9 protein-coding genes are annotated in these 15,444 nt (G+C 72.1%); 4 read left to right on the top strand and 5 right to left on the bottom strand.

Annotated elements, in window-relative coordinates; all coding sequences use genetic code 11:
- Positions 1-103 precede the first annotated feature (103 nt).
- Genes ACFZCP_RS01295 through ACFZCP_RS01285 form a run of 3 tightly spaced genes read left to right on the top strand, consistent with a single transcriptional unit; the run spans position 104 to position 3,108 of the window.
- Positions 104-1,666 (top strand): DHA2 family efflux MFS transporter permease subunit, encoded by a 1,563-nt coding sequence (locus ACFZCP_RS01295; RefSeq protein WP_391422978.1) that lies wholly within the window; start codon positions 104-106, stop codon positions 1,664-1,666.
- A 2-nt stretch (positions 1,667-1,668) separates the two neighbouring features.
- Entirely contained in the window at positions 1,669-2,310 is a 642-nt protein-coding gene (locus tag ACFZCP_RS01290) for a TetR family transcriptional regulator (RefSeq protein ID WP_362688357.1), read from the top strand.
- A gap of 33 nt (positions 2,311-2,343) precedes the next feature.
- Entirely contained in the window at positions 2,344-3,108 is a 765-nt protein-coding gene (locus tag ACFZCP_RS01285; protein WP_391422976.1) for a Mut7-C RNAse domain-containing protein, read from the top strand.
- On the opposite strand, the gene ACFZCP_RS01280 is transcribed toward ACFZCP_RS01285, so the two are convergent.
- The 5 genes from ACFZCP_RS01280 to ACFZCP_RS01260 all read right to left on the bottom strand — a co-directional run bounded on the left by ACFZCP_RS01280 (position 3,109) and on the right by ACFZCP_RS01260 (position 11,895).
- The gene (locus ACFZCP_RS01280; protein WP_391422974.1) at positions 3,109-5,505 is read right to left on the bottom strand and encodes a galactose oxidase-like domain-containing protein; all 2,397 of its coding nucleotides are present in this window, start codon (positions 5,503-5,505) and stop codon (positions 3,109-3,111) included. It lies immediately after the preceding gene.
- Positions 5,502-6,731: a glycosyltransferase gene (locus ACFZCP_RS01275; protein WP_391422972.1), complete on the bottom strand. Its 1,230-nt coding sequence runs from the start codon at positions 6,729-6,731 to the stop codon at positions 5,502-5,504. The genes ACFZCP_RS01280 and ACFZCP_RS01275 overlap by 4 nt, the downstream gene beginning before the upstream one ends.
- Positions 6,728-8,380, bottom strand: a complete 1,653-nt coding sequence (locus tag ACFZCP_RS01270) for a glycosyltransferase family 39 protein (RefSeq protein WP_391422971.1) — start codon at positions 8,378-8,380, stop codon at positions 6,728-6,730. Before ACFZCP_RS01270 ends, ACFZCP_RS01275 begins: the two co-directional genes overlap by 4 nt.
- Positions 8,377-9,645 (bottom strand): glycosyltransferase, encoded by a 1,269-nt coding sequence (locus ACFZCP_RS01265; RefSeq protein ID WP_391422970.1) that lies wholly within the window; start codon positions 9,643-9,645, stop codon positions 8,377-8,379. The genes ACFZCP_RS01270 and ACFZCP_RS01265 overlap by 4 nt, the downstream gene beginning before the upstream one ends.
- A gap of 213 nt (positions 9,646-9,858) precedes the next feature.
- Positions 9,859-11,895: a DUF255 domain-containing protein gene (locus ACFZCP_RS01260; RefSeq protein WP_391422968.1), complete on the bottom strand. Its 2,037-nt coding sequence runs from the start codon at positions 11,893-11,895 to the stop codon at positions 9,859-9,861.
- A gap of 328 nt (positions 11,896-12,223) precedes the next feature.
- Here ACFZCP_RS01260 and ACFZCP_RS01255 point away from each other — a divergent pair, with 328 nt between their 5' ends.
- Positions 12,224-15,427: a tetratricopeptide repeat protein gene (locus ACFZCP_RS01255; RefSeq protein ID WP_391422966.1), complete on the top strand. Its 3,204-nt coding sequence runs from the start codon at positions 12,224-12,226 to the stop codon at positions 15,425-15,427.
- Positions 15,428-15,444: the final 17 nt, after the last annotated feature.

Below are 15,444 nucleotides of genomic sequence, written 5' to 3'. Positions count from 1 at the left end.
CCCTTCCCGCCATCCGGCCACGGCTCCCGAGCCGTGGCCGTTTTCTGTGCTGGCATCAGATTTCATTTGACAGCTCCTCGATTTTGAGAGCTACTCTCATTTCATGACCACTGTCACGCACACCCACGACACTCGGCACGACCCCCGCCGCTGGTGGGCCCTCGGGGCCCTGGTCGCGAGCATGCTGGTGCTCGGCTTCGACATGACGATCCTCAACGTGGCCCTGCCGACCATGGCGGAACAGCTCGGCGCGACCACCGGCGGGCAGCAGTGGATGGCGGACGCGTACGTCGTCGTCTTCGCGGCCCTGATGCTCCCGGCAGGCCTGCTCGGCGACCGGTTCGGCCGACGGCTGATGCTGATCACCGGGCTCGTGATCTTCCTGGCCGGTTCCCTGCTCGGCGCCCTGGCCGGCGAGGTGAACCTGGTGATCGCCGCCCGCGCGGTGATGGGCGTCGGCGCCGCGCTGATCACACCGCTGGCGATGTCCGTGCTGCCGTCGCTGTTCGCACCCGACGAGCAGGGCAAGGCCCTCGGCCTCGTCTCGACCGGTTCGGCCCTCGGCCTGCCGCTGGGACCGATCATCGGCGGCTGGCTGCTCGACCACTTCTGGTGGGGCTCGGTCTTCCTGATCAACATCCCCATGGTCGCGATCGGCATCCTCGCCTGCGTCCTGCTGCTGCCCGAGACCGGCAACCCGGCCTCCCCCAGGGTCGACAGCCTCTCCACCGCCTTCACCGTCGGCGGGCTCGGCACCCTCATCTACGCGATCATCGAGGCCCCCGAGCGCGGCTGGGGCGATCCGCTGATCCTCGGCATGTTCGCCGCGGCGGCACTTCTGATCACCGGGCTGGTGCTGCGCTCGCGCCAAGTGCGCCACCCCATGCTGGACATGAGCCTGCTCACCCAGCGCGGCTTCCTGTTCAACACCGTCGCCGCGACCCTGGTGATGTTCGTGCTGTCCGGGCTGATGTTCGTGCTGCCGCCCTATCTGCAGGCGGTGCTCGGCAACGACACCCTCGGCACCGGCGTCCGGATGCTGCCCATGGTCCTCGGCCTGTCCGTCGCCGCGAAGTTCGCTCCCCCGCTCGCCAGTCGCTTCGGAGCACGCGCCGCGGTCAGTGCCGGCCTGGTCGTGCTGGCCTTCGCCGCCCTGCTCGGCAGCCGCACGACGACCGGCTCGGGCTACGGCTTCACCGCCCTGTGGCTCTCCGTCGCCGGCCTCGGCTTCGGCCTCGCGCTCGTGCCCGCCATGACCGGTGCCCTCGCGACCCTGCCCCGGGACCGGGCCGGCAGCGGCTCCGGCCTGCTGATGACCCTGCGCCAGGTCGGCTCCGCGATCGGCATCGCCCTGCTCGGCAGCCTGCTGGCCAACGTCTTCCGCGACCGGCTGGACGTGACCGGCCTGCCCGCACCCGCCGCCCACACCGCCGGGGACTCGGTCGTCGCCGCGCACGTGATCGCCCACAGGACCGGGTCCGCCCACCTCGCCGCCTCCGCGAACGGCGCCTACGTCCACGGCATGGGCATCGTCCTGCTGGTGTGCGGCGCCGCAGCCCTGGTCTCCGCGCTGCTGGCCGCGGCGTTCCTGCCGAACACCCCCGTCGTGCGACGCACGGAGGGCGAGGAGATGCCGGTCGTGGCCGAGCCCGCGGGGAATGCCTGACAATGACGGGCATGACGGCCGCACAATCCTCCGCCTCCGCCGCCGACCGGCCCCGTCTCGGTCTGCGTGAACGCAAGAAGATCAAGACCCGGGAGGCGATCCGCGCGGCGACGTACGCCCTGATCGGGGAACAGGGCTACGACGCCACGACGATCGACCAGATCGCCGAGCGGGCGGAGGTGTCGCCGTCCACCGTCTTCCGCTACTTCCCGACCAAGGAGGACATCGTCCTCACGGACGAGTACGACGCGCTCCTGCTGGAGGAACTGCGCGCCCGCCCGGCGGACGAGCCGCTGACCGACTCCCTGCGGTACGTGATGCGCAGGGCCGTCACGCTGGGCATGAGCGAGGGGCCCGAGGTGACCCGGCTGCGGACACGCCTGACCGCGGAGGTCCCCGCCGTGCGCGCCCGCATGATCGAGAGCATGTCGGCCACCGGCCTGCTGCTGCGCCGGGCCGTCGCGGAACGCTCGGGTCTGGCGGAGGACAGCCTGGAGGTGCGGGTGTATGCCATGTCCCTCATCGGCGGTCTGATGGAGGTCTCCCTGTACTGGGCGGAGAACGGCCACCAGGGCGAGCTGGCGGACCTCATGGACCGCGCCCTGGACGTCCTGGACGACGGCCTGCCCGCCGCAAAACCCTGAGGCTGCGACCGCCGGCCGTGCCATGCTGGCCAGGTGAACGGTCCCGAGATCCACGTCGAAGTCGCCCCCGCACTGCACCTGTTCGTGCCGCCCGCACGGCGCGCCGGCGCCACCGCGCTCGGCACGGACGGCGTCTCGACCCTCGGCCATGTGATCGAGTCCCTCGGCATCCCGCTGACGGAGGTCGGCGCGCTGGTGGTGGACGGCCGCGAGGTGCCGACGTCACACATCCCGGCGGCGGCCGAGCGCGTCTCGGTCCGCGCGGTGGAACGCCCGCAGCAGGTCCCCGGCGCCCCTCTGCGCTTCCTCCTCGACGTCCACCTCGGCACCCTCGCCCGCCGGCTGCGTCTGCTCGGCGTGGACGCGGCGTACGAGTCGACCGACATCGGCGACCCGGCGCTGGCCGCCCGCTCGGCGGCGGAGCAGCGGGTCATGCTCAGCCGCGACCGGGGCCTGCTGCGCCGCCGTGAGCTGTGGGCCGGGGCCTACATCTACAGCACCCGCCCCGACGACCAGCTCCAGGACGTCCTCGACCGCTTCGCCCCGGTCCTGCGCCCCTGGACCCGCTGCACCGCGTGCAACGGCCTGCTGAAGCAGGCCACCAAGGAAGAGGTCGCCGACCAGCTCAAGGGCGGCACGCAGCGCTCCTACGACGTGTTCGCCCAGTGCACCAAGTGCCACCGCGCGTACTGGAAGGGCGCGCACCACGACCAGCTGGAAGCGATCGTGGAACGCGCCCTGAAGCGCCCTGAAGGGGCGCGGGGAACTGCGCGACCAGCCCCCACGCGCCCGCAGTGACTACCGCACGTCGCCCCTCCCGCACGCGACCTTGTCCCCGTTGCGGTCCAACCCCGCAGGATCGTCCCCGCCGTTGACCTTCAGCCGCCCGTAGTGGTTCTGCCGAAGCCAGGCGCAGCGTCCCGCGGCCGTCCTCTTCACCTGCGGCGGGAACACCGTCGGCACGCACACGTTGACCGAGCCGTAGTGCCGGTCGCACCCGGAGATCGTGGGGCTGACCTTCTGCGAGGACCGTTTCCTGCCCGGCCCCGAGGTCGCGCCCTTCAGGCCGTCGGCGAAGGAATGGACGTGCGCGGAGGCGGCGGAGGCGCTCAGTGCGGCCGGACCCCGCAGGTGCACCCACCTGGCCACCGACGGCACCCCATGGGAGTCCACCGCGAAGAGCATGTACCAGCCGGGCGGGGCCAGGTCGGGGTTGCTCGTCACGTTCAGGTCGACGTTGTTGCCGTCGACGGACAGCGGCAGGTCGACGAAGCGCTGGTTCGGGTCGGAGGAATGGGTGACCGCGGCCGGCCGGATCAGCTCGGCCTTGGCGATGGGCCGGTCGACGGTGATCCGCTGGGTGTCGCCGTACTTCCACTCCTGGTCGATCACCGAGGTGATCGCCGGCCGGGTGCCCTTGTAGAGGTAGGGCGGGGTGTAGATCGACACGTTGTGGTTCCAGGTGCCGTTGCCCGGGTTGTCGCCGGTGGCCATCACCCGGCCGTCGGGCAGCAGGAACGCCGAGGAGTGGTACCCGCGGGACTCGGGGTCGGCGGCGACGGGGTCGAAGGTGTTGGTGTCCGGGTCGTAGACCGAGGCCTCGTACACCGGGTCGGCGCGGTTGTGCAGCGCGCCGCCCGTCTCCAGCACCTTGCCGTCGGGCAGCAGCACCGCGGAGACGTACATCTTGCCCTGGTTGCCGGTCTCCGGCCGGGGACCGTTGCCCAGGTCCACCGTGCCCTGCGGGATCTGCGGCCCGGCGATGTACGACGGGTTCGCCAGCTTGAGGTCGATCAGATCGGTCAGGCGGCCCGCGTCCGGGTTGGAGTCGATGTTGCCGCCGCCGATGGTGAGGACCTTCTGGTCCTGGGCCGGAGGCAGCAGCACGCTGGCCGACTGGTCCCGCTCGTCCTTGTTCCGCAGCCCCGGGATCTGGGTGACGGTGCCCGCGCCGTAGTCGTAGACCGCCGAGCCCGTGCCGGGGATGTTGTTGCCGAAGACATGGCTGCCCGAGTAGAAGAGCCGGCCGTCCTGCATCAGGATCATCGACGGGTACAGGCCCCAGTACGACCAGGTCTGGTTGACCTTCGACAGCGGCAGCCACTGCTGGTCCTTGTCCGACCAGAGCTCGGCGGTCACCGAGCCGGTGGAGTCCTCGCGCAGGCCGCCGAAGGAGATGACGTCACCGTTGCCCAGCTCGGTCGCCGAGGGGTACCAGTGGCCGTCGTTGAGGTCGTTGGTCCTGCTGTAGGTCTCGGTCTTCGGGTCGAAGACGTACGACTCCCTGAACCCCTCGTAGCCGTGCCCGCCCGCGACCGGGTAGGCCTTGTTGCCGCTCAGGACGAGCACCCGGCCGTCCTGGAGCTGCACATGGCCCGCGCAGAACATGTCCTTCGGCGTCGGGACGACCTTGTACGTGCCGTTCGCCGGGTCGTACACCGCGGACGTGAAGGTGCCCGCGTGGAAGTTCTCCTCGCTGTTGCCGGAGCCGGCGATCAGGAGCACCTTGCCGTTGTTGAGGACGACGGAGTGCATGGAGCGGACCGGGTTCTGCGTCGGCAGCACCGACCAGCTGCCGTCCGCGCACTGGTCGGTCGTCCCCGTGCACTGGGCGGGCGGCAGGGTGTCCGGGACCTGCTCCATGGTGTAGTCGTCGGTGGTCGCCGAACCGGTGCCGTAGACGGAGACGCCCCAGGTGATGCGGTCGGTGCCGGCCGGTACCTCGGGCGTGCGGACCGTGGCCTGCGTCCACGCGTTCGCCATGTCCAGGGTCTTCAGGTCGGTCCAGTACTGCCAGCCGGCCGTGGCGTCGTGCCGGAAGAGCGTGATGTTGGCATCCGGTGTCGTGGTCCTGTACCAGAGCCCGAGGTCGTACTGCCTGCCGACGCTCACCACCGGCGCGCACGCGGTGGACTCGGTGATCAGGGCCTTGCGGTCGCCGTCGGCCCGGCGGGTCAGTGTGACCTTCATGGCCTTCGCACCCGAGTGGGCGTCGGAGGTGGTCTCGAAGCTGAAGTCGTTGTCGCCCCAGCCGGACTTCTCCCAGCAGGACGGCATGCCGTCCGTGCCGGCCGTCTCGAAGCCCGGGTTCTGCACCAGGTTCGCGGCCTGGGCCGGCTGCGGTGCGGTCAGGAGCAGACCGGCGGTCAGGACCCCCACCCCGGCCAGCGCGGTCCGTCTGCGGCGCTTGTTCACACGGCTCTCCTTGCGGTCGTACGGTTCCCCCGCCTGCGCGGGAGATAGACCAGCGCTTCGGTCCCCACGAAGCGCAGGACGAACGTCAGCACCAGCGCGAGCGCGGTGGCGGGCAGCGCCCCCATGCCGAACCGGTCGACGAGCAGCGCGATCAGCGGGATGCGCAGCACCAGGTCGGCGTTGGCGAGCAGCGCGAACCGGCCCAGGCGGTCCCACCAGCGGCGGTGCGCACGCCGGTCGCGGAACAGCAGCTGCTCGATGAGCAGGAAGTTCCAGGCGACGCCGAACTGGTTGGCGAGGATCTCGGCGAGGACGAGGGGGGTGCCCCCGTGCGAGCTCATTTGAGCATGGGGGAGCAGGCCGAGCACGGTCAGCGCCCACAGCGCGGCCAGGTTGGGCACGAAGCCGCTGGCGCCGATCAGGCCGAAGCCGACCATGCGGGCCACCGGCGAGGCGGTGCGCAGCCCGGCCAGGTGGCGCAGGAAACGGAAGCCCTCCTGCGCGCTCGACTTGGACTCCCCCGCGAACCGGTCCTGGAAGACGAACGGCACCTCGGCGACCTGCCGGGGGCGGCTGCGCACGGCCAGTTCCAGGAGGATCTTGTAGCCGAGCGGCTTGAGGACCTCCGCGGTGACCGCGCTGCGCCGGATGGCGAAGAAGCCGCTCATCGGGTCGCTGATGCCGCGCAGTCTGCGCGGGAAGAGGGCCTTGGTCAGCCAGGTCGCGCCGCGCGAGACGGCCACCCGGTAGCTGTCGGCGAGCCCGGCCCGGCTGCCGCCCTTGATGTACCGGGAGGCGACGACGAGCGCGGCGTTCGCCCGCTCGCCGGTGGCCACCAGCTCCGGCACCAGGGACGGCGGGTGCTGGCAGTCGCCGTCCATGACGACGATCCACTCGGAGGCCGCCGCCTTCAGCCCCTCGACGACCGCCCCGCCGAGCCCGCCGACCGGTTCCTCGCGGTGCAGCACGGCCACCGGGAACGGGCAGTCCTGCGCGGCCTCGCGGATCACCTCGGGGGTGTCGTCGGTGGAGTCGTCCACGAAGACGACCTCGCAGGGCAGCCGGGCGGGCACCGACTCGGTGATCCGGTGCAGCAACTGCCGGATGTTCGCGGACTCGTTGAAGGTCGGGACGACGATGGTGACGGCGCCGGGCTCGGCGACCTCGGCACCCTGGACGGCCGGATCGCCCAGCTCGCCCGGAACGGTGTGCTCGTGGCTGGTCATCGCGCGCCTCCCGCGGCTGCCGTCCGGATCTGCCGGATCTCGATGCGGTCGTCCCCGGTGCCGAAGGTGGCGACCGGCTCGGAGTGCCGGATGGCGGCCCTGACGTTCGGCAGGTCCTTGGCGTCGCGGCGCACGGTCGGCGAGGCGACGACGTAGTCGAGGTCCCGCCAGCCGTGCGGCATGGTCCTGGTGACGGCCGGGTCGAGGTCGGCCTTGTAGAACCAGATGACGCCGAGCCCGGGCCGGTATCCGGCGTGCACGAGGTCCAGCCACAGGGCGTCGTCGACCAGGACCCGGGTGCGCTCGGGGTGCTCGACCCGCGTGCTCAGCCAGCTGGAGGCCTGCCGGTAGGGCTTGTTGGCGTCGGCGGTCAGGGCGGTGCGGTCGCCGTCGTACCAGTGCGGCACGACATAGGCGCCGGCGGCGACGGCGAGGACGGCGGCGAGGGCGTACCGCCCGCCGGTGGCGTAGCGCCTCTCGCCCTCGGTGCGCCACCGGCGCAGCACCGCGTGGGCGACGGAGGCGGCGCCGCCGGCCAGGACCAGGGCGAGGAAGGGCAGGGCGCCGATGATGTACATGGCGGGCAGATAGCCGCCCGGACGCAGGGCCACGGCGGCCAGGATCGCCACCGTCAGGGCCGGTCCGGCCAGCGCCCGGGCGGTGACCGACCAGCGCCAGGTGACGATCAGCAGCAGGGCCCCGGCGAGGCCGCCCAGGGGCAGCACCCGGTCGTAGTACAGCCAGGAGTGCAGCACGCCGTGGGAGCCGGAGGAGGCGTCCAGGATGAATCCCGAACCGGGCCTGGACATCTGGTACTTGATGCCGTCCCACAGCGAGACGTGCCCGGCGCCCGGGAACAGCTCGCCCTTGAGCAGGGCGAAGAGCGGGTAGGAGAAGCCGATCAGCACGCAGGCGGTGACGGCTCCGGTGAGCGCGAACTTGCGGGTGTCGCGGTGGCTGTGCCGCCACATGGTGACGAACAGGGCGGGCAGGACGACGAGCATCGTCTCCTTGGTGAGCACGCCCGCGGCGGCCGCGAGGCCCGCGCCGAAGTGGTGCCACAGATGGCGGCTGGGCGAGGCGGCCAGGCAGAACGCCAGCAGCAGCCACATCGCGGCGAGGTTGTCGAGGAAGATCTCCCGGCTGAGCACGACCGCGAGCGGGGAGAGCCCGAACAGGGCCGTGCCGAGACCCGCGGCCCAGCGGGGCAGGGACAGCCGCCGTCCGAGGACGTAGACCAGGAGCGCGCTGACGGCGCTGATCACGAGCATGACGACCCGCATGGCACCGACGGTCATCGAGCCGGGGCTGAGCGCCGAGGGTATCCAGCTGAGCAGGGCTATCTGGATCCAGCCGAGCGGCGGGTGGTCGTACCAGTAGGTGTAGTGGGCCAGGCCCCGGCCCTGCTGGACGGCCCAGGCCTGGGCGAGGTAGGTGCCCTCGTCGTCGCTGAGGGTCGGGTAGTCGGCGATGTTCCAGCCCTGGACGACGAGGATCACCGCCAGCAGGAGGCCGCACAGGAGCAGGTCGGAGCGGGAGGAGCGGAGCCGCTCCGGCGGGCGTGTCCGGCCGGTCGAACGCCCGTCAGGCGCAGGCCGGCCCTGCGCGGGGACCGTCTTCGTGGTCACCGCGGGAAGGGTGGAGGTCACGCAGGAACGTCCTCTCGGATGGGCTCGGCGGCGGTGAGGTGCGCGCCGACATGAGTGGTCAACTCCCAGTCGTTCCGTCCGCGTTGCTCGCGCCACACTGCGCGGATCGCGGCACCGGCGAGGAGGACCTGGTAGAAGGGGCCGCCCACGACGAGCTTCGCGTAGTGCACGAGGCGGACCCTGAGGCCGTACTGCTTGCCGAAGTCATGCAGTCCGACGATCTCGAAGACGAAGGTGACGGCGGCCGTGACCAGCGGCAGGAAGGTGAGGAACGCGACGCCGACGGGCACGTCGAGGAAGAGCGCGACGGCCGCGTTGAGCGGGATGATCACCCCGGAGAAGGCCTGCAGGAACGGGGTCATCAGCGTGTACCGGGCGAGCAACCGCTGCCTGAGAGAGGGCAGTTGCCTCCAGTCCTTCTTCCGGTACACCTGCAGGAAGCCCTGGTTCCAGCGGGTGCGCTGCTTGAGCAGCGACATCAGCGAGCCAGGGGTCTCCTCGCGGGTGACCATCTCGGAGTCGTAGGCGACGACGACCTTCTTGCCGACGCTGGAGAGCCTGACACCCAGGTCGCAGTCCTCGGCCAGGCAGTTGGGGTCCCAGCCGTCCGCTTCCCTGAGGACACCGGTCCGCACGAAGACGGTGTTGCCGCCGAGCGGGATGAAGCCCTTCTGCGCGTGCAGGTGCAGCCGGGAGCGGAACCAGAAGAAGTACTCCAGGCAGTTGCGCAGGCTGTACCAGCTGGAGTGGAAGTTGATGAGCTGGACGCCGCCCTGGACGACGTCCGCCCCGGTCGTCCTGAAGGCGTGGTCGACGTGGGCGAGCAGCTCCGGGTGGACCTGGTCCTCGGCGTCGAAGACCCCGACGACGTCGCCGCGGCAGTGCGGCAGCGCCGTGTTCATGGCCTTGGGCTTGTTCTTCTTCTCGTGGGTGTCGACGACCACCCGCACCCGCGGGTCACGGGCCGCTGCCTGCTCGGCCACCGCGGTGGTCTCGGGGTCGTCGTGCCCGACGATCACGATGATCTCGAAGTCGGTGTGTGTGGACTCCAGCAGCCGCTGGATGGTGTGGTCGAGCACGGCCTGCTCGTGCCGGGCCGGCAGAAGCAGCGAGAACGACAGGTGCTCACCCCCGTCCGGTCTGCTGAACCGGGTGGAGGCGAGCACCTCGGGCGTGCGCCACGCGTGCATCTGCCACCACAGCGTGAAAGCCGCCATCCAGAACAGCGCCAGTGAGACGGCAGCGACGAAGACAGACGTCAGCAAAAGATCCCCCCAGATCCCCATTACCCCCTGTGCACACGACGGTGCGTCACACCCGTCGTGCGCAGTGGAGACAGTAGGTGGGATCTGTGAAGTCCAAAAGCTGTTCCGATAAATAACGTGTTTCGGAACGTGGTGTGGTAAGCGGTACCTATCCGAACACCCAGTCACATACGGACAGTTCGCCGCCTCCGCACCCTCCCGGCCCTGCGCTGCTCAGCGCGCGTTCAGCGCCGCGCCCAGCCGCTCCGGATCCGTCGTCGGGGCATCACAGGTGAAGTTGCGGCAGATGTACGCCGCCGGTTCACCGCCGACCAGCGGGCGGTCGGCGAGCAGCGGGAACTCGTCACTGTCCGCAGTCCCCGCGGCGACGACCGCGCCCGGCGCGGTGGCCAGAAGTGCCGTGCGGTGCAACGCTGTTGTCCGCTCGTCGGTGAGGGAGGGGCCGACGACGGCGACCTCCCGGGGCCCGTCCAGCAGCGCCTCCGCGACGGCCAGCCCCCAGCCGATGAACCGGGGAACGCGCGGCCCGAGCGTCCTGACGACACCCAGCGCCCGTTCCGCGGCGGTGCGATGCGCCTCGGAGCCGGTGTGGGCGGCATGGCTCAGCAGGGCGCCGGCCGCCGCGGTCCAGCCGGACGGGGTGGCGTTGTCGGTGGGGTCCTGGGGCCGGCGGATGAGCTGCTCGGCGTCGGAGGCGGTGTCGTACAGGGAGCCGCTGTCCGGGTCGGTGAAGCGGGCGAGGACATGGTCGAGGAGCAGCCCGGCGAAGTCGAGCCACACCCCCTCCCCCGTCACGGAGGCCAGCGCCAGGAAGCCCTCGGCGACATCGGCGTAGTCCTCCAGCACACCCGCGTTGGCACCCGTGCGGCCGTCCTTGCTGGTGCGGGCGAGCCGGCCGTGCTCGTCGAGATGCACGCGCACCAGGAGGTCGGCGGCGCCGAGGGCGGCTTCGACGAGGTCGGGGCGGCCGAAGTAGGCGCCGGTCTCAGCGAGCGCGGCGATCGTAAGCCCGTTCCAGGCGGCGACGACCTTGTCGTCCCGGCCGGGGGCGGGGCGCCCGGATCGCTCCGTCAGCAGCCGGTCCCTGACGGACGCGACCTTCTCGGCGTCGAACACGCCCTCGCTCTGCGGGAGTTGGAGGACGGACTGCCCGTGCTCGAAGGTGCCCTCCTCGGTCACCCCGAAGTACTGGACCGCCAGGTCGCCGTCCTCGTCACCGAGGACCGAACGGAGCTGTTCGGGGGTCCACACGTAGTACGCGCCCTCGACGTGCCGCCCGCTCCCGTCGTCGCTGTCGGCATCCAGCGCCGAGGCGAACCCTCCTTCGCCGGTGCGCAGTTCGCGCACCAGGAAGTCGGCGGTCTCCAGCGCGACCCGGCGCGCGAGGTCGGAGCCGGTGGCCCGCCACAGGTGCGCGTACACCCGGCACAGAAGGGCATTGTCATAAAGCATTTTCTCAAAATGGGGCACGATCCAGTCGCGGTCGACGGAGTACCGGGCGAAGCCGCCGCCGAGCTGGTCGTAGATCCCGCCCCGGGCCATGCGCTCGCAGGTGTCCTGGGCCATCTGCAGGGCACCCTCGGCGCCGGTGCGGGCGTGGTGGCGCAGCAGGTACTCCAGGACCATGGACGGCGGGAACTTCGGCGCGCCGCCGAACCCTCCGCGCTGCGGGTCGTACTCCCGGGTGAGCCCGAGCAGGGCCTGGGCGAGTTCCTGCTCGCCGGGCGGCTCGTCCCCCTGGTGGCTGATCTCCCGCTGGGCGAGGTCGCGCACGATCTTCCCGGCGACCTCGCCGACCTCCTCGCGCCGGTCCGCCCAGGCCTGCCGGACGCCCTCCAGCACCTGCCGGAAGGAGGGCATGCCGTGCCGGGGCGCGGGCGGGAAGTACGTCCCGAAGTAGAAGGGCTCGGCGTCCGGGGTGAGAAAGACGGTCATGGGCCAGCCGCCCTGGCCGGTGGCCGCCTGGACGGCCTCCATGTAGACGGCGTCGACGTCGGGACGCTCTTCCCGGTCGACCTTGACGCTGACGAAGTGCTCGTTCATGAAGGCCGCGGTGACCTCGTCCTCGAAGCTTTCACTCGCGAGGACGTGGCACCAGTGGCAACTGGAATAGCCGACGCTGAGCAGTACCGGCACCTCTCGCCGCCGGGCCTCTTCGAATGCCTCACCCGACCAGGGCCACCAGTCGACGGGGTTGTCGGCGTGCTGGAGCAGGTACGGGGACGTCTCGTGAGCCAGTCGGTTCGGCATACCTCCATCCTGCCCCACCCGTACCCGTCAGTCCCCCGACGGCTCGGCCTTCCACCCCGCGGCACCGCAGCCCGCGCGGTCGGTCTCGGGGCGCCGCTGCCTCGGTGCATGGGACAGCCCCCCTTGCGGCGACACGCCCGTACACGAGCCACCCGTTCATCGATCACCTGCTCCACCAGCGGAACAATGATCGAGACGCCCACGGGCCACGTCCGCCCGGAACCCGGTCCTCCCCGGACACCAGTCGGCGATCGCCTACCCCTCGCCTTGGCGCCGCCCCCGAAGCACACTCATAGGCAAGGCAGTTGTCACCGGAGGGGGACGGCACATGCGGGACAGCCACCGGGCGGAGGCCGAGCGGCTGCTGGCGCGGGCCGTGGAGGAGGAGGTACGCCGCCTGGGCGGGCGGGCCGACGGACGGCTGCTGCTGTCGCGGGCGCGCGCCGCCCTGGACGCCATCGCGCAGCCGGCCGCCGAGGAGTACACGACCTACACGCGCGCACTCGACGAGGCCGAGGCCGGCCGCCTCACCTTCGGGCAGCGCTCTGCACGCCAGGGCGCCGGAACCGCCCTGCTGGCGGCCGCCGTTGCCGCGGTGGGCGCCACCGTCGCCGACCTGTATCTGGGCACCGGTGCCGGCGCGGCGCTCGGCGCGGGCGTCGCCGCGGGCGTGGCGGGAGCCGCCGCCACCGTGGTGAAGGTGGCCGGTTCCCATCTGCCCGCCGCCCACCACCGCGCGGGCGCGGCCGGCCAGCCCGGCGGCCCCGAGCAGCTGCGGCTGCAGTGGCTGACCGCGCTGGAGGTGCGCGGCATCCGCCCGTTCCTCGACCAGCAGCGGGTGCTCGGCGCCGCCACGGGCCCCAGGCAGCCGGGCGGCCCGTCGCTGCGCGGCGCGGACCGGAGCGCGGCCGCCCGCAGGCGTACGGTGCTGGAGCAGTCGTTCGGTCAACTGCCCGAGCCGGACGGCCCGTTCGCGGGGCGCCGCCAGGAGCTGGCGCGGATCAGGCAGTGGGCGCAGGCGGCCCGGGCGGCCACGGAGACCCGGCCCACGGTGGTCGTCCTGAGCGGGGAGCCCGGCTCGGGCCGTACGACGCTCGCGGTCCGCGCGGCGCACGAGCTCAGGGACCACTTCCGGGGCGCGGTCGTCGTGGACCTGCGCGGCGACAGCCGGGAGGGGCCGTCCCTGCCCACCCGGGACGCCCTGCTGCATCTGCTCAACCGGCTCGGCGCACCCCGCGAGCAGCTGCTGTTCCGCGAGCGCTCCTCCCCCGACCAGCAGGTCAAGCGGCTCGGCGAGCTGTACCACCGGCATCTGACCGGTCTGCCGGTGACGATCGTGCTGGACGACGCCTCGGACCCGGAGCAGGTGCGCGCCCTGGTGCCGGAGCGCTCCGACAGCCTGGTCCTGGTCACCGCCCGCACACCCCTGGAGCTGCCCGCGGACCTGCCGGCCTGGGTGCACCACCTGCCGGTGCGGGCCCTGGACCCGGCGGGCGCCGAGGAGCTGCTCAACGCGGCCGCCGAGGACGCCTCGGGCCCGTACGACGCCGAATCCGCCGATCTGATCAGGGAGCTGTGCGGGGGCCTGCCGCTGACCCTGCGCATCGTCGGCTCGGCGCTGGGCCCGCGCTCGCCCCGCCGGCTGGCGACGGACCTGGCCGCTTACGGCCCGGCGGAACCGGTGGAGCGGGCCCTGTGGCTGCGCTACACCGACCAGCCGGAGACCACGCGGCGACTGCTGAGAAGGCTCGCGCTGGCCGGCCGGGCCTCGCTCGGCGCGGCGGCGGCCGCCGCCCTGCTGGCCACCGACGAGCCGGAGGCCACCCGGCATCTGGTCGCCCTCGCCGAGGCCGGCCTGATCGACCATGTGCGCGGCAGCCGCTACCGGCTGCACGACGTGGTGCGGGCCTTCGCCCGGGGCCGTCTGCTGGACGAGGAGGACCCGGCCGAGCGCACGGCCGCGCAGGAGCGGCTGATCGTCAACTACGCGGAGCTGGCCGACTCGGTGCTGCGGCTGGTCGACGGCAACATGTCGACGCGTTCGGACCGGTTCGGCCCGCACGGCTTCACCTCGCTGGACGAGGCGCTGCGCTGGCTGGACGACGAGTCGAGCTTCATCACGGCGGCCCTGCGCCAGGCCGAGGGCGTGGACCAGGCGGCCGTGCAGAACCTGCTGGGTGCGCTGTGCGACTACTGCCTGCTGCGCGGCGACCTGTACCGGCTGGGCGAGATCAGCGAGCTGGCCCAGGCCGTGGACCAGGGTCTGCTGGCGCGCTCGGTGCAGTGGCGCACCGGTATCGCGGCCCGCCAGCTGGGCGAGCTGGACAAGGCACGCACCACCCTCGCCTCCGTGGTGGACCTCTACCGGGAGGCCCACCACGACGCGGGCGCGGCCCGCGCCCTGTGCTCCCTCGGGATCACGCTGCACCACCAGGGCAGCCTCACCGAGGCGGCGGCCAGGCTCCAGGAGGCCCTGGACCTCCAGGCGGCCGAGGAACTGGCGACGGACCGGGCCTGGACGATGCACGCGCTGGCGGCGGTCGAGCGCGACCGCGGGCGTCTGCCCCAGGCCCTGGACCTGCTCACCCGCTCCCTGGTCCTGCACCGCGAGGGCGGCTCCCTGCACGGGGAGGCCTGGGCCCACTTCCAGCTCGGGCAGCTGGCGCTGCGTCTGGGCGACGTACCGCGCGCGGAGGCGGAGCTGCGGGCGGCGCTGGAGCGCTACGGCCGCACCCATGACGCCCGCGGGGAGGCCTGGGCGCTGACCCAGCTGGCCCGGGCGCGGCTGGTGGACGGCGACGCCTCCCCCGCCGTCGATGCCCTGCGCCTGGCGGCGGCACGGCACCGCGAGAACGAGGACGCGCGCGGCGAGGCCTGGACGCTGTACTACCTCGGCCAGGCACTGGAGGAGACCGGCGAGCTGGCCCCGGCGGTCCGTGAACTGGAACGCTCCCGGCAGATGTTCTCCCGGATGCGCGACGTCTACGGCCTCGCCTGCGCCCGGCACCACTCGGCGCGGGCCACCCGTGACCAGCGGGCCGCGCAGACCGGCTCGCTGCGCAACTCGGGCTTCGCCCGCCAGCTGCTCGTGGACGCCCGCGCCGACTTCCAGCGCATCGGCGTCGCCCACGGCGAGGCCTGGACGTGTCTGGAACTGGCCGTGGTGGACGCGGGCAACGCCCGGATGCAGCAGGCGCTCGCCCTGTGCGACGAGGCGCTGACCCTGTTCATGTCCTTCGGCGACCGCCGCGGCGAGGACTGGGCGCGTTTCCTGCGCTGCACACTGCTGCCGTATGCGGCGCCGGGCGGGACCGAGGTGGGTACGGCCGTCGCCCAGGAGGAACTGGCCCAGCTGTCCCGTGCCACGCATCCGCTGCGCGACGACAAGCTGGGCGAGTGGATACCTGCCTTCGCCCTGCTGCTGGAGCGGGGCGTGAGCCTGGAGACGGGCTGGCAGGCCTGGCGCCTGCACATGACGCCGGACCGGCACGCCCGGGAGGTGATGGGGGTGGAGTCGGCGACAGGGCCATGACCCGACGGGGGTGAAGG

This window comes from Streptomyces sp. NPDC007971 (genome assembly GCF_042958635.1).
Lineage (GTDB): Bacteria > Actinomycetota > Actinomycetes > Streptomycetales > Streptomycetaceae > Streptomyces.
The sequence above is the reverse complement of the archived record's forward strand: the minus strand, read 5'-3'. Positions and strand labels throughout refer to the sequence as shown.

Coding starts and splice junctions, on each gene's coding strand:
- ACFZCP_RS01260 (WP_391422968.1), bottom strand. CDS start 11,895: ATGCCGAACCGACTGGCTCACGAGACGTCCCCGTACCTGCTCCAGCAC.
- ACFZCP_RS01275 (WP_391422972.1), bottom strand. CDS start 6,731: ATGACCAGCCACGAGCACACCGTTCCGGGCGAGCTGGGCGATCCGGCC.
- ACFZCP_RS01295 (WP_391422978.1), top strand. CDS start 104: ATGACCACTGTCACGCACACCCACGACACTCGGCACGACCCCCGCCGC.
- ACFZCP_RS01255 (WP_391422966.1), top strand. CDS start 12,224: ATGCGGGACAGCCACCGGGCGGAGGCCGAGCGGCTGCTGGCGCGGGCC.
- ACFZCP_RS01290 (WP_362688357.1), top strand. CDS start 1,669: ATGACGGGCATGACGGCCGCACAATCCTCCGCCTCCGCCGCCGACCGG.